The organism is Tritonibacter scottomollicae (assembly GCF_003003215.1).
GTDB lineage: Bacteria > Pseudomonadota > Alphaproteobacteria > Rhodobacterales > Rhodobacteraceae > Epibacterium > Epibacterium scottomollicae.
The window spans coordinates 25,417-50,090 of the sequence record NZ_PVUF01000011.1 but is presented as its reverse complement, the minus strand read 5'-3'; the positions used below and the strand labels follow the sequence as shown (position 1 = coordinate 50,090).

Here is a 24,674-nt window from a genome sequence, read left to right as displayed (position 1 = left end):
CCCAACGAGGTCACCTCTTACAACAGGATGAATTAGGGCGCGCGCCTGTCGGATTTATGCACGCGTCAGTTGCACATATTGCTCGGAGCGAAGATCCATTCATGTCACTCTTCAGTAAAGTTGCCTGGAAAGAAGGGCTTTTCCTGCAGCCCCATCACCTACAGCAGGCCGATCGGTATCATGAATATCTGTCTCGCACCCGCACTGCGGTGCTGAGCCCATACCCCTGGGGGCTGTCCAGCCTGCGCTTTGATCGCGACAAGGCGCAGCTGGGCCAGATCGGACTGAACGAAGTGAGCGGAATTATGCCGGATGGCACGCCCTTCGATGCGCCGTCAGTGGCCCCGTTGCCGCTGCCGGTCGAGGTCCCGGATGATGGCGCGGGTCTGGACATTTGGCTGACGCTTCCAGATGCGACGATAAACGGGCAGGACATCGCACCCGCCGCGCAAGACAGCGCGACCCGCTATGTGCTGGCCTCGGACACGGTGGCCAGTAACATCTCTGCCAGCCGCTCCGAGCAGGTTGTGGAAATTGCCGACCCCCGTCTCGAGCTCAGCCTGCGTAAGACGCCGCGGCCGGGATATCAGAATCTGAAGATCGGGCGCATTCTCGATCTTCGCGACGGGATCGTGACCCTGGACGACCGGGTTCCGCCTGCCGCGTTGCGGTTGCCGGTTCACCCGGCGTTTGATGGCTATCTCAGCCGTGTGGTCGGCTGGATGGAAGCCAAGCTCGAGACGCTTTCTCGCTATGCATCGGATCCGAGTTCGGGCGGGGGGATGCAGTCCAGCGACTATCTGATGCTGATGGTGCTCAACCGCGAACTGCCAGTGTTGCGTCATCTTCAATCCATGGCCAATGTGCACCCCGAGCGCCTCTATGAGAAACTCATTGGCCTCGCCGGGGAGCTTTCGACGTTTGACCAGGGGGAGCGCCATACGCGCGCGTATGAGGACTATTCGCACAGCGACCCTCAGGCCAGTTTCCAGCCGGTGGTCGCAACCATTCAGCGGCTTCTGGCGCGAGAGGTCGGACGCGCCATTCGCCTGCCCTTGCAGGAGGTGCGCGCCAACTCCTACGCGGCGCTTGTCAATGACCGCTCCCTCTTTTCACAGGCGACCTTTGTGTTGGAGGTCAGCTCGGGCTTGCCACTCGGCCAGGTGCAAACCCAGTTTCCGCAGCTTTGCAAGGTCGGCCCCTCCACGCAGATGAAAACGATCATCAACAACAACCTGCCGGGTGTCGGCTTGGTTCACCTGCCGAACCCGCCACGTCAAATCCGTGTGGTTTCGACCAATGTCTATTTCCTACTCGATAAATCCACGCAGCTCTGGGGCGATTTTTCCTCAGCCCCCGCGATCGGGCTGCATTTTGCGGGCAATTGGCCCGATATGAAGCTTGAGCTGTGGGCGGTGCCGGAGAGTGCTTGATGTCGGATGATGACAAGACCGTTTTTGGCCAACCGATGCCTGCCTTCCCGCCGCGCAAGTCCAGCGGCGAGGGCAAACCGGCGGGGCAAGCGCCCGCCAGCCCTGCGCCTGTAGGTCAAGCGCCGCGACATCCGCCAAATGACGAGGATACATGGCTCGGGGGCGCGCTTAATCCGGCTTCGGGGCAGGGCACACCTCCCGCCGCGCAGCCTGGACCTCAGGCGCCGTCTGCGGCGGGCTATCCGGGGCAACATCCGCCTGGGCCGAACCCATTCTTGCCGCAGCAGGGGCCGTCGGGCCATGGCGCGGGGCAGGGGTATCCGTCGGGTCAGCCTGCGGGCTGGTATCAACCGCAAACCGGTGCATCCAGCCCTGAGGAAGGGATCTTCCCCGAGCTGAACCGGCCCGCGCCGGATCCGCAGGGCCGCGAGGCCGCGCCAAAGATCGCCCTTGCCGATGCCTTGCGTGCCGCAGATGCGAGCAAGGGCGGTGCCGCGTCAAACCCGCTGTTGGCGGAATCGACGGGGTTGTTGATCCTGCTCGGGCGGCTGCGGACGGGGCTGGTGGAAATGGAGTCCGGTCCCCTGCTTGACCACGTCGCGCGCGCGATCAATGATTTTGAAGCCCGCGCATTGGCGCTGAATCTACCGCAAGAGCAGGTGAGAGACGCGAAATATGCGCTCTCGGCCACGGCGGATGACATTGTTCAAAACCTGCCCGGCGCGGATCGCGGGATGTGGCTGCAGTATTCCATGGTTGCTCGTTTCTTCGGAGAGCGCTCCTCTGGTGTTGGCTTTTTCCAGAAGGTGGATCACGCCATGAAAGCGCCCGGACAGAGCTATCCGCTCCTGGAGCTGATGTTGTGCTGCCTGGAGCTGGGGTTCGAGGGGCAATATCGCACTCTGCCCAATGGCGGAGTTGAGATCGCACGGATCCGCAGGGCGATCTATGAAACCCTGCGCCGGGTCAATCCCCGCCCCGATGATGATGTCTCGCCCCAATGGGAGGCGATGCCGATGAACCCGCGGCGCCGCCGGACCGTGACACCGGTCTGGGTGGTGGGGCTGATTGCGGTATCAATGGTGGTGGTCCTGTTTGGCACGTTCTCGGTTCTTCTGACCCGCCGGTCCGCAGACATCGGCGATATGTTTCTCGCGCTGCACCAACAGCTGCCCGCGATCACGATCGAACGCACCGAGCCCGTGCTGGAGCCCTACAAGGCGCCGGAGACGTCGCAGATGGAGCGTATCCGCACCTCTCTTGCGCTGCCGATCGAGGCCGGCCAGGTGGTCGTCGATCAAAGCACCGACTGGGTTTTGGTGCGGGTCGGCGAAGCCCTGCGCTTCTCCTCCGGGCGTGAAGCATTGGCGGAACAGGACGCGGCGGATGAGCTTTTGACGCCAGTCGCGCAAATGCTTGATCGTGAACAAGGGCAGGTCCGCGTGGTGGGGCATACGGACACCGTGCCGATGTCGGGGGCGGGGCGGTTCAAAACCAATCAGGAGCTCTCGGAAGCGCGCGCGCAAACCGTTGCGACGTGGCTGTCACAGATGATTTCAGACCCCGAACGGATCGACGTCGAAGGCAAAGGCGCGTCAGAACCAGTGGCAGACAACGCCACTGCGCAGGGGCGTGCACAAAATCGTCGGGTCGAAATTTTGATCCCGCGAGAGGAATAAGACAGTGTTTAGCCGTTTAAGAAGATTCTTTGCACTCATTGGCAAAGCCCTCAGTTCTGTCTGGATGCGTTGGTTTTTGATCGCCTTTGCGCTGATCGTCTTGGCGCCTTTGATCTGGTTCGGGTTCCCGCTGACAGGGATCGCTGCGATCTCGGGGCCGGTCTTGCGTGGCACCGTGATCGTGGTGCTTTATGCATTGATCGGGCTGATCTGGTATTTGCGTGTGCGGGCGCGTCGCAAGAAAGCGCAGGCCCTCGAGGACAGTCTGGTCGCAGCACCGGTCAGCGACGGGAAGGTTCTGTCGGAAGGGATGCAGGACGCCCTGGCGAAACTGCGCCAGAGCGGGGGACGCAATTTTCTCTATGATCTGCCCTGGTATATCATCATCGGCCCACCCGGTGCGGGCAAGACGACGGCTCTGGCGAACGCCGGCATTGAGTTTCCGGGTCAGGATGGCGCGACTGATCGTGCTGCCGAATTTGGCGGGACCCGAAATTGCGATTGGTGGTTCGCGGAAGACGCGGTTCTGATTGATACCGCAGGGCGGTACACGACCCATGACAGTGACGGTGCCGCAGACAAGGCGTCCTGGGCGGCGTTCCTTGATATTCTGAAAAAAGGCCGCCCGGATCAGCCGGTGAACGGCGTCATTTTGGCCTTTTCGATCGAGGACATCATGCGCGGCACGGATGAAAGTATCCAGCGCCACGCCGAAACTGTGCGCGCCCGGCTGGCCGAGCTGCACGAGACACTGCGCATTGACGTTCCGGTCTATGCCATCTTTACCAAAGCCGATCTGATCTCGGGGTTTCGGGAGTACTTTGGCGCCTTTAGCCAGTCACGGCGGCGTCTGGTCTGGGGACACACCTTCCCCACGCGTGATCGCAAGACGCGGACCCACGAGCAGGTGCCCGAGGCCTTTGACGGGCTGATGACGCAGCTGTCCGATGCGCTGGTCGACCGGATGACGGCAGAGCCGGACCCGGCGGCACGGATCGCTATCTTCGGCTTTCCGGGGCAGATCGCCTTGATGCGGGAAAACATGGCGGAGTTCCTGCGGCATGTCTTTGAGCCGACCCGCTATAAGTCCAATGCCATCTTGCGTGGCTTCTATTTCACGTCGGGCACCCAAGAAGGGACGCCCATTGATCAGGTTCTGGGCGCGATGGCACGGGATAGCGATGCCGCTGCCAGCTTCCGTCCCGCCTTCATGTCCGGCAAGGGCAAAAGCTACTTTCTGCATGATCTCTTGCGCAAGGTGATCTTTGCAGAGCGCGACTGGGTTGGGTTTGACCGGCGTGCGGTGCGGCGGCGTCAGATTTTGCATACAGGTGGTCTGAGCGTGATCGCGGTAGTCGCGCTCTCTTTGATGACAAGCTTTGGCTACGCGTTTTGGAAGAACGCGGATCTGATGAAGGACGCAGAGGAAGACATTGCGGCCTATTCCGACATCGCGCGGGAAGAGCTGTCGCGGACGGTTATTGCGGATCCGGACCCGTCCACCGTGCTGTCAGAGCTTGCGCGATTGCGGAACGTGACTGCCGGGTTTGAGGGCACAGATGCGCCGGAATATATCGCGGACATGGGCCTTTCGCGGTATGAGGAGCTGCATCAGGCTGCGCGGCGAACCTATTCGGACGGGTTGGAGCGCATGCTGCGCCCGCGTCTGGTGCTGTGGATGGAAAACACCATTCCGCAGCTGATTGCGGATGATGATACGGCTGGCGTTTATCGTGCGCTCAAGGTCTATCTGCTGCTTGGCGGTCAGGGGCCTGCGCGCGCGGCGGATGGTGGCGCGATCGAAGGGTATTTCGATGCGCTCTGGCGGCGCCAGTATCGTGCGCTTGGTGAAACCGCGACCCGCGACCAGTTGAATGAACACCTCAGCGCGATGCTTGAGCTGGACGACACGCGCACAGATATCATCGGCATCGACCCGGCAATCGTGCGTCAGGCGCGGGATGCCATTGTGACACTCCCGCTTGATGAGCAAGCCTGGGCGGCGATCCAGGACCGGGCGCTCAACGCGGGTCTGGCCAGGGTGGAGCTGGCCTCGGCAATCGGCGGTCAGGTGGACCAGGTTCTTGCGACAAATGACGGCAGTGATCTCAACGATTTGGGCGTTTCGGGGCTCTATACATTTGAGGGCTACTGGGGCTTCTTCCTTGAAGAGTTGAGCAGCGCCCGCACCCGCCTAGAAGAGGACCGCTGGGTCCTGGGAGATGCGGCCAACAGGGTGGATTATGATCGCCAGTTGGGGTCTTTGCTGCGGGATCTCCACCGGATGTACCGTCAGGCGTTCGCCGACGCGTGGAACACCGTGCTTTCGCGTCTCACCATGGCGCGCATGTCTGCGGACCCGCCGCGCTATGATACGCTCGGCGTCGCGTCATCGTCAGTGGATTCACCGCTGCTGCGTCTCGTCCAGGAGGTGGATCGTCAAACCCGGCTCAGCCGTCTGTATGAAGAAATCGACAATATGGATGCCTCGGCGGCCGCTGCCGCACTTGCCGGTGGCGGGGATGGTATCGGCAATGCTCTTGGTGATGCGGCGTTCTCGCGCGTCTATGCCGGATCCGGCGTGTTCCAACGCGTCGTGATGGATCAGCTGCGCGCCAAGGGCAAGGAACAGGAGCGTCCCGAGGCTGCCGCAGGAGGCGGCGCACCAGCGCCCGACGATATCTCGCAACGCGCGCAGGTGGACCGTATCACGAGCGATTTCGCGATTTGGCATCGGCTTCTGGAAGGCGACGTGAGTAAACGGCCGATCGACGGGATTCTCTCGAACCTTCAGGCGTTGCGTGAAAATCGTCGCACGGCTGCCATGGCGCCTACGCCCGCGGATGAAACGATACTGCGGCAGACATTGGCCACCCTGACGTCGAATAACTCGGGGCTTCCAACGCCCTTGGCGGCGATGCTCAACAAGGTGCAAAGTGAGTTCTCGGTCGTGGCCCAGGATGCCACACTCGGCGAGATCCAACGCGCGTTGAACGATGATGTGGCCGCCTTCTGCCAGCAGAATATCGGGCCTTACTTTCCGTTCGGGCGGAACGGTCGTCAGGTCGCGCCCAAGATCTTTGGCCAGTTCTTCGGTCCGGGCGGGCGTATGGATCACTACTTCAGCACCTATTTGCAACCGCATGTGGTGCGCGGGCCGAACGGGCTTGAACCGGCGCCAGAAAGCGCGATCGGGCAGCGTTTGTCGCCGGCCTTGTTGCGCTCCTTCAGCGCGGCAGAAGCCATCCGCCTGGCCTTCTTCGCCTCGGGCGCACCGGAGCCAGAGGTGGAGATATCCGTGACCCATGAAAGCTCGTCCCCCTCGGTGGAACTTGCGGTCTTGTCGCTCAATGGCAACGCATTGCGCACGCAGCCGAATTCAACGGCGGCGCAGATGGTCTGGCCCGGGCCGGCCTCTGGCGTGTCGCTGAGCCTGTTCCCGGAGGAGCGCAACCGCGAGTCAACACTGCGCTTTTCGCAGGGCCGCTGGGATATCATGAGCTTCTTGCGGTCGGCGCGGGTTCGGACGAACGGGAATGTTGCGAATGTCACCCAAGAGGTGGGGGGCCGCTCGATCACCTATCGTATGGAATTTGACAGCACGACAGTGCCTTTCCTGATGCCCGAGCTTTCGCAGTTCTCCTGCCCCGTTTCAGTGGAGTGAGCCATGGATCAGGACCCTCTTGACGCGGCGCGTATCGGCTTGATTGGAAAACACCCAGGGTATGGGGATTTTCTCCGTGCCGGGCTTGGTGAGGCTGTTGCCGATGGGCTGAGCGGCTGGCTCGATCAGGTCCTGCCTGATTTGCGCGATGAGCTAGGCAATGACTGGCCGGCCTTCTGGGACCAGGCGCGTGAGCTGCGGTTCTGGATCGGTCGCGGCGTATTCGGCGCCACGCTCGCGGGGGTCTTGCGCCCTTCACGTGATCAGGTCGGGCGGCGGTATCCCCTCTTGTTGCTGGCCGAAGGTGCAGATGTCGCCCCGCCGACGCAACAGGAGGATCAGGACCTTCTTGTTGCGTTTTCCAGCCATTTGGACCGGGCCACCCCGGGAGCAGGGGGGCGAGCGCTGTTGGAGGGGCTTGAGGTTGCCGTGCCGGGCGAAAGCGCCAAAGTGAGCCAAGGTCCCTGGGTTTCGGCGCATCACCCCGAAGGCAAGCTCGAGGCGCTGTTGCATGCTGCATGCCCTGTCGAAGCGGATCGCGCCACGCTGCTGCGCAGCCATTTCTGGGTCGCGGGCGGGCCGGGCTATGCCGCACAATGGCTCGCCGGTCCTGGGTTGCCGGATGCGGCAGCGCTGGGTTGGCTCCTTGGCGGCATGGTGGCTGAGCCCGAGAACGCCGTGGAGGATGACGGTGCTGCGGGCAACGACGCAACGGAGGGGGAAAGCAGATGATTGCACACTTCCGAAATGGAGTCTTCGCGTTTGAGACCGGCCTTGCCACAGATCGCGGGTGTCGCCGGGAGATCAACGAAGACAGCCTGATTGCGCGGCCGGATTTTGGAATTTGGGCGGTCGCAGATGGCATGGGGGGCCACGCGGCGGGGGATTTTGCCTCTGCCGCGATTGCAGAGGAGCTCGACTCGATCGGCGTGCCCGTGTCGCATGCGGATCTTCAGGCCCGCTTGATGGATCGCTTGATCCGCGCAAATGATGCGATACGTCGCCGCGCCGAGGCGCAGGACTCCCGGGCGACCATCGGGTCCACTGTTGTCGCGCTTCTTGCGCAGGAGGCGGAGTGGTCCGTCGTTTGGTCAGGGGATAGCCGCGCCTACCTGATGCGGGGTGGCCAACTTGTGCAGCAAAGCCGTGACCATAGTGAGCTGCGGGCGCTGATTGATGCGGGCCAGATTTCCGAGGATGAGGCGAAGGACTTCCCGCGCAAGAATGTTATCACCCGAGCCATCGGTGTGACGCCCCGACCGCAATGCGATATTGTGTCGGGGGAGCTGTTGCCGGGGGATCGGTTCTTGCTGTGCTCGGACGGGTTGTGCGAACATCTCGAAGATGCGGAGATTGCTGCGATTTTGGCAGAGCGCCCGCCACAGGACGCTTGTGACGCCTTGATCGCCGAGGTTCTGGCGCGCGGCGCGCGCGACAACGTCACCATCATCGTGGTGGCCTGCTCGCCGGACTTTTTTGACGAAGTCACCCGTCCTTCGGTGCGGTCGGAATGAGCGACGAGGGTGATAAAACGCGTCTCTACAGCCCCGAAGAGGCGAACCCTGAAGGGACCAAGGATGAGGACCGCACGCGCATAGATCTCTCTTCCGCCGACCAGGAGCACGAGGCGACCCAATTCGCACCCGTCGCAGCGTCTAGGACGACAGAAGAGGATACCGATCTCCCCGTCGGAACGCTTATCAACAACAACTACCGTGTGACGGGGGTGCTGAAGTCCGGGGGGATGGGCTCGGTTTATCGAGGCGTGGAAATCGGCACTGGCGATCCGGTTGCGATCAAGGTGGTGCTGCCAGATCTCATGCGTGATCCGCAGACATCACTCCTGTTCAAGCGCGAAGCGCGCACCCTGCGCCAACTGACCCACCCGGCCATTGTGCGATATTATAATTATGTGCGCGATGTGCAGCTTGATCGCTATTTCCTCGTGATGGAGTTCATCGACGGGCTGACCCTGGCGGATTACGTGAGTACGGACCGTGGCCTTAGTGTCAGCGCCGCGTATGAGCTTATGTACCGCCTGGCGGAGGGTCTCGGGGCTGCGCATGATCTGGGGGTGGTGCACCGGGATCTCTCGCCGGACAATGTCATGTTGCCGGCAGGGCGCATAAGTGATGCGCAGCTGATCGATTTCGGTATCGCGCGCTCTGATATTCTCGCGAATCCGCGGATTGATAACCAGTTTGCCGGCAAGTTGAAGTATGTGGCGCCCGAGCAGTTGGGGCTGTTCGGTGGCGAGGCGGGACCTCGGGCTGATATCTATGGTCTTGCTCTCCTGATCATCGCGGCACTTCGAGGAAAACCGCTCGCCATGGGCGCATCGATCAAGGGGGCGATCGACGCTCGGGCAAGGGTGCCCGACCTTCATGACCTGCCGCAGAAGATGCGTCCCATTCTTGCGCAGATGTTGGCACCTGATCCTGCAGATCGCCCGGCGGATATGGCGGCCTTGCGAGAGATGATTGCCGAGAAGCCGCGCCCGCGTCGCCCTGCGCCCGCGGTGCCGGGGCTCACGCGTCCACCGGGGTTGGACGGCGTGTTGCCGCCCGGCCCGGCGGCTGCGACACCAGTCGCACCTGCCGACCTGGCGCCCCGAGATCCGATGCCCGTCCGGTTGTTGTTCGCAATGGTTCTGGTGTTTGTCGTGATACTTGGCGGCGCGGGCTGGTATGGTTGGCAGGAGGGTTGGATTGCGCCGTCTGCCAATCGACCGGCTGTCGGCGCGGCCGTGGACAGCTTGCCGCCGCGCCAAGAGGTGGGGCGAGAGGCGTTTCTGGCGCGCTATGCTGAGGCGGGGTGTTCCTATGCCCACCGCATCGCAACCGGACCGCGGGCTGGCATGATTTCGGTCATGACCCAGGAACCGGACACCATGCCGGAGCTAAGTTCCGCATACGAGGCCGAGTTCGGTATCGTGCCAGGGACATTGGCCTTCCAGGTCAGTCCGGCACAATGCGCCGCGCTTGATTTTGCAAAGCTTTTCCAAGCGCGACCCGGTCCGGACCTCGATCTGATGGTCACCACGACGGAGATAGTCTCTGGCCAAACCGTGAAGGGCCGGCTTGCGGGTGCGCGCGACGCACAGATCTGGACCGCTCTTATCGACGCCGAGGGGCGCGTGTATAATCTTGGCGAGCAGATCCAGCAACGCGCTCTGGCCTTTGGGCTGTCGTCGCCGCGCGGTGCACCAACACAGACGCAGCTGGTGTTGTCGATCGCGACGCCCAAGGCGCTTGTTGGAACGGCGCTTTTGCAGGATGGCAGCGATCTCGGCGCGGCGCTGGAGCAGATCGAACGGGAAATCCGCGAGACCGGCGGCGAAGCGGCAGTGCGTGTCTCCGGTATCGTCTTGCAGCCGTCCGGGAGCGAGACCGCGCCTGAAAACAACGAATAGAAATCGTGATGGCAGATGTGTCTTCCTGAATGTCAGGTGTCACATCCAGGTTTCCGTCCCCGCCGAAAAAAGCACCAGCCGGTGCTCTGGCCTTCGGCGGGAACGTGTTTTTTCGCTGTGGTCAATGCGTCGCGGCAAGCGCCTGATCAAAACCCTGCAGCGAAATCGGGAATTCCAGATCCTGCTCGGCCTGAATGCGGAAGACAAGCGTCGCAGGGGAGGTCGATGCACGCAACGCGTCAAGTTCAGCTTCGCTCAGGGATGTGGTTGCCGCGCAAACCTGTTGGCATCGCGTATAGGTCAAATCAATGTCCAACCCGCCTTCGAGGCGCAGTTTCGGGGCCGCTTGCAACCAGACACCAGCAGGAAGCTGAGCGAGCAAGTGGGTTTCATCGGTTTCCTGAGGGGTTCCCACGACGAGGCGTGCGATAAATTGTTTGTTTTCCTGCTGCTGAAGCGACTGCGTGATTTCGCAAAGGGGCGCCGGACCCGTCTCCGCTTTTTGGCAGCGCAATGTCCAATCCCGATAGACCGAAGTCGTCATATCCGGGCCATCGTTGCTGGTGTCCGATGCCGCGACGTCCTGCGCGGCCGCAGGAGCTGCCAACGCCATCACAAGCGCCAGACTGGGAAGTGTTTTATGTAAAATATTCATGGCGAATCCTGTCGGTCTATATGAATTGGCCTCCTCCATTTGCACGGAAGGACCTCTGACTTCACTTACAAAGTTGTGGGCAGCTCTGCATCCTAAAATTGAATTGGATGCAGCCCCGAGAACACATATTTTGCAGGTGTTGACTGCGCAAGACCCCGCCACAACGCCGATTGGCAAAGCTTTTTTCCCGCGGCGCGCTCTTACGCAGGAACGCAGCGCCTCTTGCGTCCCCTTGAGCCAGCTTCTATTTCTGATCGTGGATTGAGGCATGCGTGCCAAAAGTAATTTTGCCATGGAGGACATTCGGATGGAGCCAGGGCAGCTGTCGGAAAAGACCCGCCCGCCCGTTCGGCGCCTGCGGTATGAAAGCCCGTCAGAGTTGTATCAGAACGATCTGTATTTGGCGCGGCTGACCCGGCTTCGTCCTCTCGATGAGGAATCAGGGCTGGCCTTTCTACACCGGTTGCGCGGGTCTACGACGCCTGAAGATGCCGTTGCCTTCGCGGCCTTTGCTGCCGTCCCCCAGGTTGCAATCTGGTGGGCCTATGAAGTGCTGCGGTTGACGCTCGTAGATGCTGATGCAACAACGCGCGCCATGCTTGGTCTTTCGGCTGACTGGATCCGCTCGCCTGACAACGCCAACCGCTATCGCGCCATGCAAGCGGCGTTGTACGCGCCGGTACGTGGCCCAGCTGTCTACCTGGGGCTTGCGGTGGGATGGTCCGGAGGGCCGATCGCCCCAAACGACCCGGCCCCGGTTGCCCCGCATCGTATGCCGCAAGCGCTCAATACAGCGGTTCTGTCGGCGCTTGCGATCCATGATCTGAATGCGCGCCCCATGTTGCTTGCGCGGACAATTGATCTGGCTGCACGCCTCTTCGTGCCGGAATGAATGGCGGGCTGTCTTTTAATGACTGGGATGAAGCGAATTAACTCATGCATCTGATGTTGCGCATCGAAAACACGGATCGCCTGGAAAATGGCGGGCCGATCTCGCTGTTGCTTGATGGGCGCGAGTTCACCGTGGGGCGGCGCAGCACGATGGATTGGATGCTGCCGGATCCGGCGCTGCATATTTCAGGCCATCATTTCACGGTGCGTCCTGACCAGGGGCGCTATTGGTTGATCGACATGTCAACGAACGGGACCTATCTACAGGGTGTTCCGCATCGTTTGTCCGCGCCGCACCCGTTGCAGCCGGGAGAGCGAATTCTGGTTGGCCCCTATGTGATTGTTGTTGAGGACGCGGCGCACAACGCTCCATCCGCTGGCGCACAACCCAGTCCAATTCCTGTCGAAGACGAAGAGGATGACCCTTGGGGATTTTCTGCGCTTGGCGGGGTGGCGCCTGCCGTACCAAATGCGAGCCCGCCAGCATATCAATCGAGTGTCGCCCCACCTTTGGATGGCTTTGTCGCGATGCCAGATCCCGCGCCTGCGCCGCTCCCGCCACAATTCGTGACGGATGTGCCCGCGCCTGCGCCAGTGGACTGGCCAAGCCTGACGCCTGAGGCGGCACCGCAGGATCAGTTGCCTGCTGGCGCCAACGCGATACCGCCTCTGCCCATTCCAGGAGGGGGAGGCGACACCGGACAGCCCGTTGCGACCAGCAGCGCGATGCCTGCCGAGCCGCGCCCCTTTGCCCCAGAAGCGCCGCCTGCGCGGGAGGCGGAGGACGGGCAGGGGGTGGCGGTCTTGCGCGCCTTTTGCGAGGGGGCGGGGCTTGACCCTGAAAATGTGTCGGATGTGGATCCTGTGGCACTCGCACGGATGCTGGGGGAAAGCAGCCGGGTCAATGCTGACTTGGTCATGGCGATCTTGCGCGAACGCTCGCATATGAAACAGTTCACGCGCGCGGGTGAGCGCACGATGCGAAACGCCGATGGGAACAACCCCTTGAAATTCATGCAGGATACCAGCTCTGCGTTGGAGGCAATGTATCTGAAGCCCCGAGACGGCTTCCAGACTGGGGCAGATGGCTTCGAAGCCGCGCTGCGGGATATCCAGCAGCATCAGCAGGCGATCTTTGCCGCGCTCCAGCCTGCGCTCGCGGCGGTGCTGGAAGGGCTATCGCCCGAGGAGATCGAAGAGCAACTGCCGACCGGAAAACTGATGCCCGGATCCAAACGCGGCCGCGCCTGGGAGGCCTATGTCGCCCTTTGGGACGCCCGCGTGGCCCGTGGCGACAACGGAATGCTCAGCGTCTTTCTGGAGGCCTTTGCACGGGCCTATCAGCAGGCACATGGCGATGATGAGAACAGCGCAACCTGATTAGGACAAGACGGTACGATGATAGTTGATGATATTCTGATCCCAATCAGCGCGGATGCCCCCTGCGGCCCCGATCTCGATGCAAGTTGGGACGACACCTACGGCGAATATTACTTTGATGCCGAAGGGCGTTTGCCCGAGCGTTATTTTACGCCCGGCACGGAACTTCCGGGCAGCGAACAACAGCCTGACAAGGTATTTGACCCCGTCGCAGATGTGAATCTCCAGGCCGAGATCACTCAGATCGATTCGCTTCTGTCGCGGTCGAGGGATCTCCGCCTTCTGGTGCTGCGCGCAAAATGGCAGGCGCTCGCCGGCGAGATCGGTGATCTGGCCGATACATTCGAAATGATTGCTGGGTGTCTGGAAGTTTTTGGACCGGATTTGCATCCCCAAATTGAAAGTGCCGCACGCGAGCGGCGCGAGGCGATCAATGACTTGGCTTCGCAGATGGCCTTGTTGCAACCGCTGACCTTTTTGCCGCTGAGCGCTTCGGGAGATGTCAGCCTGCGCCGGATCAAGGTTGCCGAGGGGCACCTAAAGCCGCTTCAAAAGGAGCAGGATCTGGAGGCGGACACGCTCTACGGGCTTTTGCGTGATCCTGCCAACGGGGCGCGGATTTCATTCGTACTCGAGGCGATTGGCCGCATTCAGGCGGCGCTTGAACGTATCCATGTCGCGTCGCAGCGCAGCACTGGGGGGCAGACCCCAAAGCTTGATCCCCTGAACGATGTGCTGACTGAAATGATCGCCGCCGTGAAGAAGGCGAGGCCCGATCTTGTCAAGGACGCCCCACAGGGCGGCGGGGCAGCTGGAGGCGCGGCAGACCCCTCGGCGACAGCGCCATCGGAAGCGGGCGCGCCCATGATGCCTGCTGCCGTAAATGCCCCCAAGGTGGAAAGCCATGACCACGCGCGCGCATTGTTGGAGCAAGTAGAGCATTACTACCGGCGCGAGGAGCCGTCTTCGGCAGCGCTGTTGCTTGTTACTCAGGCCCGACTCTTGATCGGAAAAACTCTGGTTGAGGCGATCACAACGCTTCTGCCGGGCCGCGCAGCAGAGGCAAAGATCGATTTTGGACCCGCCAGCGGCTTCGTCATTGACTACAATCGGCTGGAAACTCTCAGCACCACGCAGCCGACTGATCCAACACGGGACTCACGATCCCGCTCACCTAAAGTTTCACCCATTCCAAGTGGGCAAGAAGCCGCCGATGTGCTTTTGGGTGTAGAGGCGTATTTTCGCCATGCCGAGAAATCCAGCCCGGTGCCGCTTTTGCTTTCGCGGGCAAGGCGTTATGTCGACCAGGAGTTCGAATCCATATTGACGGACCTCTTGGGCGACGCCGACAAGAGCGCCCCATGAAAAAATTCGGGAAATTTCACTGAATGTTCCCCTCGCGTGCGCGGTCATGAATTGACATATCCCGTGTGAAAGCGTTGCTTCTATAGGCGAATGAAGATTTATCAGGAGTTGATTTTCCATGGCATCAGATTCGGGATCCGGGTTCATCAAGCGAAATCGCCCGCCACGCGTGCAGATCCAATATGAAGATCCATATGACAGCGAGAAAATGGTCGAGTTGCCTTTTGTCGCTGGTGTGATGTCTGATCTCTCAGGCAATAATCCGGGTGTTGAGAAACCGGAAGTCGAGGACCGGACGTTCAGTGATGTCACGAGCGCAACACTTGACAAGTATATGGCCTCGGTTCAACCTGGCACGACCTTTATGGTTGCAAACAAGCTCGACGACAGTTCCGATGCGCGAATTGGGGTCGATCTTCAACTTCGGTCTATGGATGATCTCGAACCGGCTGCGATTGCCCGCCAAGTGCCTGCGTTGCGCAAGCTTTTGGAGGCGCGCGAGCAGCTGGCGAACTTGCAGCGCTACATGAGCACCAAGCCCAAAGCGCAAGAACATATTAAACGCCTGCTTGAGGATCCAGAGCTGCTTGCTGCTCTGGCAGATCGCGCTGAGCGTGTATCTGAAAATAGCGATGAAGAGTAAGAGGCGATTGAACCCATGAATGATCAAGCGCAAACTCAGACAGATCAAGCTCCGGCGGGGCTCGATGAATTATCTGAATTTTCCGATATCCTGAAGCAGACAATCAAACCACGCAGCGATGTTGCCGCCAAAGAGGTGGACAGCGCCGTGGGGGCGCTCGCGCGTGAAGCTCTCATTTCTCAGGATCTTGTCTCTGAAGACGTAATTGATACGCTTGATGCGATGATTGCAAAGCTTGATGAAAAGCTCAGCGATCAGGTCAATGAAATCATGCATGCTGACGAGTTTCAGAAACTTGAGGCGAGCTGGCGCGGATTGGCGCATACCGTCAATAATTCCGAAACCGACGCATCGCTTCAGGTGAAAGTTCTCAACATTTCGAAATCCGAATTGCAGGCGATGATGCGTCGCTATTCCGGTGCGAAATGGGACAAGTCACCCCTGTTTAATATCGTCTACGAGCAAAATCTCGGTACTCTGGGCGGAAAGCCATTTGGCGTTCTGATTGGCGATTACTATTTTGACCATTCCTCACCTGATGTGAATCTGCTTAAGGGGATGGGGAAAATATCCGAAGCGGCTCTGGCGCCTTTCATTTCGGGCACATCTCCGGAACTTCTGGGTCTGGACAACTGGAATGAAATCTCAATTCCGCCAGATCTGTCGGAAATTTTCGAAACGCCGGAATATGCGCAGTGGAATAGCCTGCGTGACAGTGAGACCTCTCGTTTTGTTGGTTTGGTGGCGCCGCGCGTTTTGGCCCGTGAACCTTATGGCCCGAATTCCAATTCGGTTGTCGAAGAATTCAACTTCGTTGAAGAGACCGACGGCCATGATGGCCAGAAATATGCATGGATGAACGCGGCCCACGCGATGGCAACCAACGTCAACCGCGCCTTCAAGGAGCATGGCTGGACGGTGCGCATTCGTGGTGTCACGTCCGGCGGCGAAGTGGCCAACCTGCCAACCCATCTCTTTGATACCGGAGACGGGATGAAAGACATGAAGTGCCCCACCGAGGTGTCGGTTACCGACCGCCGCGAAGGGGAGTTGTCAAAGGCCGGGCTTATGGGGCTCATTCATCGTCAACATACGGATAAAGCGGCATTTATCGGGGCTCAATCGCTCTATCGGCCAAAGAAATACGTCGATGATCAGGCGACGCAGTCGGATAATCTTTCGTCGCGCATTCCCTACATCTTTGCGGTGTCGCGCTTCAGTCATTATTTGAAAGTAATGGTTCGCGACAAGATTGGGCAAAGCCCGGATCGGCAACAGCTGCAAAAGCAGTTGCAAACCTGGATCAACAAATACGTTGCCGGGAACGCCGAAAGCGCGAGTGAAATGGAAAAAGCCCGCAAACCTTTGGCTGCCGCTAGAGTTGAGATTGTTGAAGACGAGCTCAACCCTGGATATTATCAGGGTAAGTTCTACCTTCAACCTCATTTCCAGTTGGAAGGTGTGGATATTGGTATGTCACTGGTGTCCCGTTTGCCGACTGGTAAGTAACCTCCTTGCGTAAAGCAGGAGGAGTATTAAAGCGCTGAAAATCAGGAGACCGCGCGATGGCAATTGATTGCTTTTTGAAACTTGAAAACAACATCCGGGGTGAATCCCATGATGATAAACACAAAGATTGGATTGATGTCCTTTCCTGGAACTGGGGGCTGAGCCAATCCGGCACGACCCATCAGGGCCATGGTGGTGGCGGCGGTAAGGTAGATGTTCAAGACATCACCATCACCAAGTATGTTGATGCGGCCACGCACGACCTCGTCAAGCGCTGCTGCTCAGGTGAGCACATCACCGGCGGTCAGCTTGTGGTCCGTAAATCGGGTGGCGTTGCACCTGTCGATTACCTGAAAATCGACATCAAAGACGTCATGATCTCCAGCTATACCACGGGCGGCATGAAAGACGGTCTCGACCGTGTTCAGGAAACCCTGACCCTGAATTTCCGCGCGTTCCAAGTGACGTACACGCTGCAGGAAGAAGATGGTGGCGCCGGTCCCGAAAGCTCCGCTGGCTGGGAAATCGCTGAAAACATCGAATGGTCTGCGTGACCTCGGTCTTTTTTCCAGAATGAAATTTTACCGAAGCCGGTTCCCGGCTTCGGTATTCACATGATGTGGTCGCGTCGATGTGCGCGTCCCCAATTCAGCATATTGACCAGAAGAGAATGATGGCGACCAGGACCCCGGCAAATGGCGCATCCGAGCTTCAGCACGCTAACGCCCATGACCGTGCGAAGGTGTCGATATTCCAGGTCTTTCGCTCTTCGTTCGAAGAACACGATGCGCGGCGCCGCAACTTTTCCGATCCAAACGACGAAGTGGCGATTACGAGGCGTTCGCGCCCGCGCCGCGAAGGCGTGACCGCCGACCAGCTCCGTGCTCATCTTGCCATTGATCTCGATGCGCTTTTGAACACGATCCGCCTTGATGCGGTGTGTGATCTCTCGGACGCGCCACATGTGGCGGGATCTGTCGTCAACTACGGGTTTCGTGATCTTTCAAGCGTTTCGTTGACGCAGCTCCAACGACAAGATCTCATCTCCTCTATCCAAAAAAGCCTGCTGCGCCACGAACCGCGCATCGTCCCGGAAACACTGCATGTCAGTGTGCTGGAGGCTGAGGCTGACAGCCATCGTCGCATCAAGATCGCAGTTGAGGCCGAGATCGCCGGAGATCCGGTTGATGTCCCCGTTGATTTCGACGCTGAGGTTGATTTCGGTGCGGGCAAGATGCGCATGTCAACGCTGAGGGTGAACGCATGAAACGCGCCTTCCGCGATAGCTACAATCGCGAGCTTGCTTTGCTTAGAGAGCGCACGGCGGAATTCGCGGCGGACTACCCCGGGCTCGCCGACCGTCTGGGCGGGCTTTTGGCCGACAATCTCGATCCTGCAGTCGCCGGCCTTCTGGAGGGCACCGCCTTTATGGCGGCGCGCGTCCAGCTCAAAATTGATGAGGAATTCTCGACCTTTACCGAGGCGTTGATTGATCAACTCCTGCCGCAGGCCCTGGCACCTATTCCGTCGGTCATGCTCGCGCAGGCGGAGATACCAGATGATACCGACGCAATTGTCGACGGTTTGGCGATCCCGCGCGGGGCCTATATGGACGCGCGCTTTCGGGATGCAGACAAGAGGATTTCTTGCCGCTTTTCGCTTGCCGGTCCGCTTACGATTTGGCCGCTTGAGTTGACGGGACTGCAATATTTTGCCGCGCCGGGACCTTTGGGGGCGCTTGGTCAGGATGTGGCACCGGGCGCGCGCGCAGGGCTGGCGGTGGATTTTGCGCGCGTCGGCCCGTCGGGCAAGATGGATGGCGCGCGCATCCGTGACCTCGCTCTGGACCGGCTGGATATCCATCTGACCGGGCCAATGGCAGAGGCGACCGCGCTCTATGAACAACTCATTGCGGGCACCACTCGCATTTCCTTGCGTTGGTTGTCGCCGCAAGGGGACCCCGTTTTTGTTCATCTGCCCCCGTCAGCACTGACACAAGGCGGGTTTGACAGGGACGAGCGGCTCTTGCCCAATCATACGCGGCTGTTTGACGGTTACGCGTTGCTGCGGGAGTTTTTCATTTTTCCGCGCAAGTTCCTGGCGGTACGGCTTGAAGGGCTGCAACGCTACATCAAGGCGATGCCCGGCTCGGAGTTCCAGGTTGTGTTTGAGTTCGCGCAAGCGGACGAGACCCTCGCAACGCGTCTGGGACCGGACCACATGGCCTTGCGCTGCGTGCCTGCGATCAATCTGTTTGAGGAAAGCGCCGCGACCGTGCGTGTCGATCACAAGCATTCCGAGTTCGTGGTGATGCCCAATTCGACACCAGTCACCCACTATGAAATCCATGATATTTTGGACGTGCAGGCGCATTTTTCCTCGCTTCAGACTCGGGCTGAAGTCCGTCCACTCTATGCGCTTGCCAAGGATGGCCCGGATCCGCGCCAGAGCTATTTTTACACGGCACGACATCGGCTACGGCGCTTGAGTGCGCGCGAACGCCGGTACGGCGTGCCGCGCTCGCAATATCGCGGAACGGAGACCTATCTTTCGCTGTACGAGCCGCCCGGAGGGGAAGAGATCCAGCGGCTGCACCTCCGTACGCTGGCCTCAAATCGCCACTTGCCAGAACAGCTGCCGCTTTCCGAAGACAGGAATGATTTCTACCTCAACGACGATCAGGGTATTGGCTTTGCGGTGCGGGTGGCTCCGACGCCCCCTCGCTATCCGATGGGTCAAGACACGGCCGCCGTTGGCCCGCGTGGACAGGAGGGGCACGCCTATTGGAGATTGATCTCTTATCTGTCGCTCAATCAGCTCGGGCTTGAAGGACGCGGCGGCGACAACTCCGCCGGTGCGCTGCGCGAGATGTTGTCGTTGTTTGCGGATCACAGCGATTCTATGGCCCGCGCAGCCGTTGGGGGGCTGATTGGCGTCCGAAGCCGTCCGATCACCCGCACGATCGAGATGGCAGATGGCTTTCACGCGGCGCGCGGGCTGGAAGTGACGTTGACGTTTAACGAGGAGGACTATGAAAGCTCAGGCGTGATCGTCATCGGCGCGGTCCTAGATCGGTTCCTGTCCGAATATGCGGCCGTAAACAGCTTTACGCAGGTGGTGATCGAAACCCGCCAGCGCGGCCATATCAAGACCTGGCCGGCACGAACGGGGCAGGGACCCCTGTTATGACTGTCGAGACGGCTGATCGCTCACCCCCGAAGGCCTCTGCAGAGCCGGGCTGGTCTGACATCCGCGAGCGGGAAGCCGCAGCGGCGCAAGGGCATGGGTTTCTTGCGCTTTTGCGCCGCATTGAACGTGAGGCGCCAGACGGGAGCCCGCGCATCGGACGGAATGCCCGGCTCGCGCAATCACTGGTGCGGCTTGGGCAGGATCCGTTCCTCTCCTTTCCGCTGCAAGATCTGGCGCGGGTGGGCCTGCGGAAAACCAGAGGCGCGGGGTCGATCCCCTCGGTGCGCGCGCAGTTTATGGGGTTCTTCGGGGCATTTGGGGCGCTACCGCTCAGTTGGACTGAAGAGGTCGCCCGGTGGTTTGAGAGTGGAGATGACAGTTTCACCGCCTTTGCCGATATTTTTGCAGCGCGCTTTCAAGAGCTGTTCTTTCGCGTCTGGTCGAATGCGCGCCCGATAACGCAGTTTGACCATAGGGATGACCGATTTAGCATCTGGTTGCAGGCCTTTAGCGGCACCGGCACCCCGGAGGGGGCCAAGACTAGCGACGTGCCTGCGCTCACCAGGGCGTGGCTGGCGCCGCTGTCGGCGGGGCGGGTCAAGAGCCCGGTCAAACTGCGGCAGATGCTGGAGCTTTGCTTCGGCGCAGGTATTGGCGTTCAAATCGAGGAAATGGTGCCGACCTGGCTACGCCTGGAGGACGGCGCGCAAACTCGGATGGGATTGGGCTGTTCTCGCTTGGGAGCGGATATTCATCTGGGCGCGCAAGTGCGTACGATCACGTCGAAGATCTGCATTCACCTGCATCTGCCGGACATGGAACAGTATCATCGTTCCTTGCCAGGGGCGGAGGGCCACCAGGAGCTGTCGGATCTCTGTCTTTGGTATCTTGGCCGGACATTTGAAGTCGATGTGGCGCTTTGGTTGCCAGAGCCAAAGCTGGCACCCGCCGTGCTGGGCGAGACAACGCAGCTTGGTTGGATGGCCTGTATCGCCCCCGATGCGGAGAAGCGGGGGCAGATGGTGCGGGGCTGCCGCTTCGCGCTTTTATCCGATGACGACGACGACATGATGCAAACACCGCGCCCACACTGAATACGACGATTAACCGAAAGCCTTTTTATGACCGAGATCACAATTGAGTCCTACGCCGGAAAGATGAATCGCCTTGGCTATGAGGCGTTCTTGCAAGGCATGCGTCATGCCCGTTCCGAAGGCCATCGCCATGTAGATTTGGCGCATTGGTTGTTTGCGCTGCTGTCGGAGCAGAAAAGTGATGTCTCGCTTACTCTGACAGCGCTTGATCTTGATCGCGGGCGCGTTCTCAAGGATCTCGATCAGGTCGTGAGTGGGATGGATCGCAATGTCACCACCATTCCCGGGATTTCGGAATATCTTGCCGATGCGCTTAATCACGCCTGGACCTATGCAACGCTGTTTTATGGCGAAGCGCAGATCCGCACTGGCCATGTGTTGACGGCCTTGGTGTCGGACGCGGGGTTGCGCCGGCAACTATGCGCCCTTTCGGCGGTTTTCGGAAAAATCAGCGCCGATCAGCTTGCACAGGATGCCCGTACCCTCTGGGCCGGGTCTGATGAGGACGATATGCGCCCGATGGATGGCGCAGGGCTTGGTGCGGCGCGCGACAGCACGGCCCCCGGCGCAACAGGTCAAACCGCGCTTGGCCGTTTCGCTCAGGATCTGACCGCAGAGGCAAAGTCCGGGCGGCTCGACCCGGTTGTCGGTCGGGATGAGGAAATCCGCCAGATCATTGATACGCTTTTGCGGCGGCGTCAGAACAACCCGATCCTGACCGGCGAGGCAGGGGTTGGCAAAACCGCTGTGGTGGAAGGGTTTGCGCAGGCGCTTGCGGCGGGAGACGTGCCGCCCGCGCTTGAGGGAACCGTGCTCTATATGCTTGATATCCAAGCGATGCAGGCTGGGGCGTCGATGAAGGGTGAGTTCGAACAGCGCCTCAAATCGGTGATTGACGAGGTTCAATCCTCCCCGGACCCGATCATTCTCTTCATTGATGAGGCCCATACGCTCATCGGTGCGGGCGGTCAGGCCGGGACGGGCGACGCCGCAAATCTGCTGAAACCTGCCTTGGCGCGGGGCACATTGCGTACGATCGCTGCAACCACCTGGTCCGAATATCGTCAGTACTTCGAAAAAGATCCCGCGTTGACGCGGCGTTTCCAGCCGGTCAGCGTCGAGGAGCCTGATGTTGCGACCTGTTGCACCATGTTGCGCGGGATCCTTGGGCCGATGCAAAGCCATCACACTGTGCGTATCTCCGACGAGGCACTTGTCGCGGCGGTCGAGCTGTCTCAACGCTACATCCCGTCGCGCCAGCTGCCTGACAAGGCGGTGTCGCTTCTGGATACGGCCTGCGCGCGGGTGGCGGTATCGCAATCCTCTCTCCCGGCGCGCATTGCCAATCTTGAAGCGAAGATCGCCGCCCTGACGACCGAGATTGCCGCCAAAGTGGCCTCGGGCGATCTCGGCGAAGACGCGGATGCACGCATCCAGGAAGCCACGGCGGAGCAGGAGGCCGCCGAGGCCGAACGCGTCGCGTTGCAAAGTGAATATGAGGTTCAAAAAGGGCTGGTCGATCAGATCATAGACTTGCGCGCATCACTTGCCTCGGACAACGCGGAAGAAGACGATGAAATCTCGCGCGACGAGATGCGCGAGGCCATGCTCACCAAGCTGGCTACGCTTGAAAACGGCGAAACGGAAAACCGCATGGTGTTTGCGCATGTTGATGCGCAGACGGTGGCGCAGGTGGTGTCCGATTGGACGGGCATTCCGACCGGTCGTATGGTGCGGGATCAGCTCGAGGCGGTGCTGGGTCTGTCGGAGGCTCTTTCAGAGCGGGTCATCGGTCAGGATCATGCGCTTTCGGCGATCGCACGACGGATCGAGACCGCGCGGGCCGGGCTGGCGAACCCCGACAAACCGCTGGGTGTCTTTATGCTCGCCGGTCCCTCTGGCGTGGGCAAGACCGAGACCGCGCTTGCGCTCGCAGAGGTGCTCTATGGCGGTGCTCAGAATATGATCACCATCAACATGTCTGAGTTTCAGGAAGCCCATACGGTCAGCCTGCTGAAGGGCGCCCCCCCGGGATACGTGGGCTACGGCGAGGGCGGCCGGCTGACCGAGGCTGTGCGGCGCAAGCCCTATTCGGTCGTACTGCTGGACGAGATCGAAAAGGCACACCCTGATGTGCACGAGCTGTTTTTCCAAGTGTTTGACAAGGGCGTCATGGAGGACGGCAACGGGCGTGAGATCAATTTCCGCAACACGCTCATCCTGATGACATCAAACGTCGGCACCGACGTCATTATGGATATGGCGGATCAGGGCAGGCAGATGCCGGATCTTGACGAGGTGACGCATGCGCTGCGGCCGTTCCAGCTTGACGTCTTCCCGCCCGCTCTTCTGGGACGGATCGTGACCATCCCCTACCTGCCGCTGGCCGCGGATGTGCTCGGTGGCATTGCAAAGCTGAAACTTGGTGCGGTGGCCACACGTATCGCGTCGGCCCATGATGCGGGGCTGACCTATGATGAGGCGGTGATCGATCATATTTTCTCGCAGTGTCACGATCCGGATTCCGGGGGGCGCATGATCGACAATATTATCACCAACACAATTCTACCCCGCCTTTCACGAGAGATCCTCGCACGCATGGTCGCAGGCGACCAGTTTTCACGCGTACGCATCGGGGTCGAGGAACGTAATTTCACCTATTGGTTTGACGAGGCCGAACAATGAGAAAGCAATTTACAGACGATTCCGGGCAACGTTGGAGTTATGATGAGGGCGCCGCGCTGCGGCTGATCGGTCACTACGCCCGTCTCAAGGCGATGAACGAGACAACCCGCGTGGTGACCACGCGCGAGAGCCTGATACAAAAGCTATATCTGGCAAACGAGCTGGCGCAGGTCGACACCGACGTGAACCGGATGTTGCAACGCAAAGCTGAGGTCGAAGCCGTCACAGGCCGGCGTTTTGCCACGCTGATGCTCGGTGCTGCCGATGACGCGCAGTCCTATCTTTTTGGCCTGCGTCGTGATGTCAATCGGCTGACGACGGCCAACCAATCGGTCTATCGCCGCGCACAGGATATCAATCAGGCTGCAATCGACCATGCGGAAACCGCGATCAAGATCACCAAGGGCGTGCGTGATGGATCCATCTTGACGCTGGGTGTCATTGCCACGGTTTCGACCGGCGGCCTGACGCTCGCCGTGGCTTCGGGGACCGGCGTCGGGCTTCAGGCGACAGCGACCTATCAGGACACCGGGTCGGTCAGCAAAGCCGCCGTCAAAGGCGCCCTGTTCATGCTGCCCCTTGGCACCAAACAGATCTCGCTCGCGGCCGGCGCTGCTGGCGCAAGCACCACCGTCACAACCGCAATGAGCCTTGCCATCGACACCGGAGCTGAGACGTTTGAAGGGGTCTATGTGAATGATGCCGATCTCGACAAAGCCTTTGGCGCGGCATTGACCAATCAGCTGATGGGGTTCGGGATCGGCAATGTCGCAGCGGCCAATACACGCTGGATGGGGCAACGGTTGCGCGGTGCGATCCGCATCGTCGATAGTCACGGGCAGCAGATGTCAAACCGCGCCTGGCCGTTGATCTCGCAAATGGGCGGCAAGCTTGTAGGGGAAAGCCTGAAAGTCTCTCCCGCGTCGCAACGTGCAAACGCCATGGCTGCCGGTGGGGTGAGGATGGCGGGCCGCGGGATGGCAAATGACAGTCCCGTCGGTGCCCTGCGCAGCCCGCGTGACGAAGCCGAGGCCTATATCATGCGGCACGTGTTGAGCCGGATCTGAAAGGCGCG

General features: G+C 60.2%; 18 protein-coding genes. 17 read left to right on the top strand and 1 reads right to left on the bottom strand.

The features are described 5' to 3' along the window. Window positions 1–101: 101 nt before the first annotated feature. The 6 genes from tssK (at window position 102) to CLV89_RS15850 (ending at window position 10,188) form a co-directional block, all read left to right on the top strand. Window positions 102–1,433: a type VI secretion system baseplate subunit TssK gene (tssK, locus tag CLV89_RS15875; RefSeq protein ID WP_106164650.1), complete on the top strand. Its 1,332-nt coding sequence runs from the start codon at window positions 102–104 to the stop codon at window positions 1,431–1,433. Then, the gene (icmH, locus tag CLV89_RS15870; RefSeq protein ID WP_243395039.1) at window positions 1,433–3,112 is read left to right on the top strand and encodes a type IVB secretion system protein IcmH/DotU; all 1,680 of its coding nucleotides are present in this window, start codon (window positions 1,433–1,435) and stop codon (window positions 3,110–3,112) included. The genes tssK and icmH overlap by 1 nt, the downstream gene beginning before the upstream one ends. 64 nt (window positions 3,113–3,176) lie before the next feature. Then, on the top strand, window positions 3,177–6,776 hold the full coding sequence (gene tssM / locus CLV89_RS15865) for a type VI secretion system membrane subunit TssM (RefSeq protein WP_106164649.1): 3,600 nt from the start codon (window positions 3,177–3,179) through the stop codon (window positions 6,774–6,776). Window positions 6,777–6,779: 3 nt separating this feature from the next. After that, window positions 6,780–7,508: a type VI secretion system-associated protein TagF gene (gene tagF / locus CLV89_RS15860; protein ID WP_106164648.1), complete on the top strand. Its 729-nt coding sequence runs from the start codon at window positions 6,780–6,782 to the stop codon at window positions 7,506–7,508. Then, a complete protein-coding gene (locus tag CLV89_RS15855; RefSeq protein ID WP_106164647.1) occupies window positions 7,505–8,290 on the top strand; it encodes a PP2C family protein-serine/threonine phosphatase in 786 nt (261 codons plus the stop codon). Before tagF ends, CLV89_RS15855 begins: the two co-directional genes overlap by 4 nt. Beyond that, complete coding sequence (locus CLV89_RS15850; RefSeq protein ID WP_106164646.1) at window positions 8,287–10,188, top strand: serine/threonine protein kinase; 1,902 nt, start codon at window positions 8,287–8,289, stop codon at window positions 10,186–10,188. The genes CLV89_RS15855 and CLV89_RS15850 overlap by 4 nt, the downstream gene beginning before the upstream one ends. A gap of 121 nt (window positions 10,189–10,309) precedes the next feature. On the opposite strand, the gene CLV89_RS22660 is transcribed toward CLV89_RS15850, so the two are convergent. Beyond that, window positions 10,310–10,882: an invasion associated locus B family protein gene (locus CLV89_RS22660; RefSeq protein ID WP_243395045.1), complete on the bottom strand. Its 573-nt coding sequence runs from the start codon at window positions 10,880–10,882 to the stop codon at window positions 10,310–10,312. A gap of 229 nt (window positions 10,883–11,111) precedes the next feature. On the opposite strand from CLV89_RS22660, the gene CLV89_RS15840 reads away from it, so the two are divergent. The 11 genes from CLV89_RS15840 (at window position 11,112) to CLV89_RS15790 (ending at window position 24,666) form a co-directional block, all read left to right on the top strand. Then, the gene (locus CLV89_RS15840) at window positions 11,112–11,735 is read left to right on the top strand and encodes a DUF6931 family protein (protein WP_243395038.1); all 624 of its coding nucleotides are present in this window, start codon (window positions 11,112–11,114) and stop codon (window positions 11,733–11,735) included. A 44-nt stretch (window positions 11,736–11,779) separates the two neighbouring features. Then, window positions 11,780–13,114 (top strand): type VI secretion system-associated FHA domain protein TagH, encoded by a 1,335-nt coding sequence (gene tagH / locus CLV89_RS15835; protein WP_106164643.1) that lies wholly within the window; start codon window positions 11,780–11,782, stop codon window positions 13,112–13,114. Between the two features lie 18 nt (window positions 13,115–13,132). Next, window positions 13,133–14,479, top strand: a complete 1,347-nt coding sequence (locus tag CLV89_RS15830) for a type VI secretion system protein TssA (protein WP_106164642.1) — start codon at window positions 13,133–13,135, stop codon at window positions 14,477–14,479. A gap of 118 nt (window positions 14,480–14,597) precedes the next feature. Then, window positions 14,598–15,122, top strand: a complete 525-nt coding sequence (tssB, locus tag CLV89_RS15825) for a type VI secretion system contractile sheath small subunit (RefSeq protein ID WP_106164641.1) — start codon at window positions 14,598–14,600, stop codon at window positions 15,120–15,122. Window positions 15,123–15,137: 15 nt separating this feature from the next. Further along, entirely contained in the window at window positions 15,138–16,631 is a 1,494-nt protein-coding gene (gene tssC, locus CLV89_RS15820; protein WP_106164640.1) for a type VI secretion system contractile sheath large subunit, read from the top strand. A 56-nt stretch (window positions 16,632–16,687) separates the two neighbouring features. After that, on the top strand, window positions 16,688–17,185 hold the full coding sequence (locus CLV89_RS15815) for an Hcp family type VI secretion system effector (protein ID WP_106164639.1): 498 nt from the start codon (window positions 16,688–16,690) through the stop codon (window positions 17,183–17,185). Window positions 17,186–17,250: 65 nt separating this feature from the next. Further along, on the top strand, window positions 17,251–17,898 hold the full coding sequence (gene tssE, locus CLV89_RS15810; protein WP_133166734.1) for a type VI secretion system baseplate subunit TssE: 648 nt from the start codon (window positions 17,251–17,253) through the stop codon (window positions 17,896–17,898). Next, on the top strand, window positions 17,895–19,820 hold the full coding sequence (tssF, locus tag CLV89_RS15805) for a type VI secretion system baseplate subunit TssF (protein ID WP_106164637.1): 1,926 nt from the start codon (window positions 17,895–17,897) through the stop codon (window positions 19,818–19,820). The genes tssE and tssF overlap by 4 nt, the downstream gene beginning before the upstream one ends. Continuing rightward, on the top strand, window positions 19,817–20,914 hold the full coding sequence (gene tssG, locus CLV89_RS15800; RefSeq protein WP_106164636.1) for a type VI secretion system baseplate subunit TssG: 1,098 nt from the start codon (window positions 19,817–19,819) through the stop codon (window positions 20,912–20,914). The genes tssF and tssG overlap by 4 nt, the downstream gene beginning before the upstream one ends. A gap of 27 nt (window positions 20,915–20,941) precedes the next feature. Continuing rightward, the gene (tssH, locus tag CLV89_RS15795; RefSeq protein ID WP_106164635.1) at window positions 20,942–23,599 is read left to right on the top strand and encodes a type VI secretion system ATPase TssH; all 2,658 of its coding nucleotides are present in this window, start codon (window positions 20,942–20,944) and stop codon (window positions 23,597–23,599) included. Further along, entirely contained in the window at window positions 23,596–24,666 is a 1,071-nt protein-coding gene (locus CLV89_RS15790; RefSeq protein ID WP_106164634.1) for a hypothetical protein, read from the top strand. Before tssH ends, CLV89_RS15790 begins: the two co-directional genes overlap by 4 nt. The last annotated feature ends 8 nt before the right edge of the window (window positions 24,667–24,674 follow it).

Coding starts and splice junctions, on each gene's coding strand:
- tssK (WP_106164650.1), top strand. CDS start 102: ATGTCACTCTTCAGTAAAGTTGCCTGGAAAGAAGGGCTTTTCCTGCAG.
- icmH (WP_243395039.1), top strand. CDS start 1,433: ATGTCGGATGATGACAAGACCGTTTTTGGCCAACCGATGCCTGCCTTC.
- tssM (WP_106164649.1), top strand. CDS start 3,177: ATGCGTTGGTTTTTGATCGCCTTTGCGCTGATCGTCTTGGCGCCTTTG.
- tagF (WP_106164648.1), top strand. CDS start 6,780: ATGGATCAGGACCCTCTTGACGCGGCGCGTATCGGCTTGATTGGAAAA.
- CLV89_RS15855 (WP_106164647.1), top strand. CDS start 7,505: ATGATTGCACACTTCCGAAATGGAGTCTTCGCGTTTGAGACCGGCCTT.
- CLV89_RS15850 (WP_106164646.1), top strand. CDS start 8,287: ATGAGCGACGAGGGTGATAAAACGCGTCTCTACAGCCCCGAAGAGGCG.
- CLV89_RS22660 (WP_243395045.1), bottom strand. CDS start 10,882: ATGGAGGAGGCCAATTCATATAGACCGACAGGATTCGCCATGAATATT.
- CLV89_RS15840 (WP_243395038.1), top strand. CDS start 11,112: ATGCGTGCCAAAAGTAATTTTGCCATGGAGGACATTCGGATGGAGCCA.
- tagH (WP_106164643.1), top strand. CDS start 11,780: ATGCATCTGATGTTGCGCATCGAAAACACGGATCGCCTGGAAAATGGC.
- CLV89_RS15830 (WP_106164642.1), top strand. CDS start 13,133: ATGATAGTTGATGATATTCTGATCCCAATCAGCGCGGATGCCCCCTGC.
- tssB (WP_106164641.1), top strand. CDS start 14,598: ATGGCATCAGATTCGGGATCCGGGTTCATCAAGCGAAATCGCCCGCCA.
- tssC (WP_106164640.1), top strand. CDS start 15,138: ATGAATGATCAAGCGCAAACTCAGACAGATCAAGCTCCGGCGGGGCTC.
- CLV89_RS15815 (WP_106164639.1), top strand. CDS start 16,688: ATGGCAATTGATTGCTTTTTGAAACTTGAAAACAACATCCGGGGTGAA.
- tssF (WP_106164637.1), top strand. CDS start 17,895: ATGAAACGCGCCTTCCGCGATAGCTACAATCGCGAGCTTGCTTTGCTT.
- tssG (WP_106164636.1), top strand. CDS start 19,817: ATGACTGTCGAGACGGCTGATCGCTCACCCCCGAAGGCCTCTGCAGAG.
- tssH (WP_106164635.1), top strand. CDS start 20,942: ATGACCGAGATCACAATTGAGTCCTACGCCGGAAAGATGAATCGCCTT.
- CLV89_RS15790 (WP_106164634.1), top strand. CDS start 23,596: ATGAGAAAGCAATTTACAGACGATTCCGGGCAACGTTGGAGTTATGAT.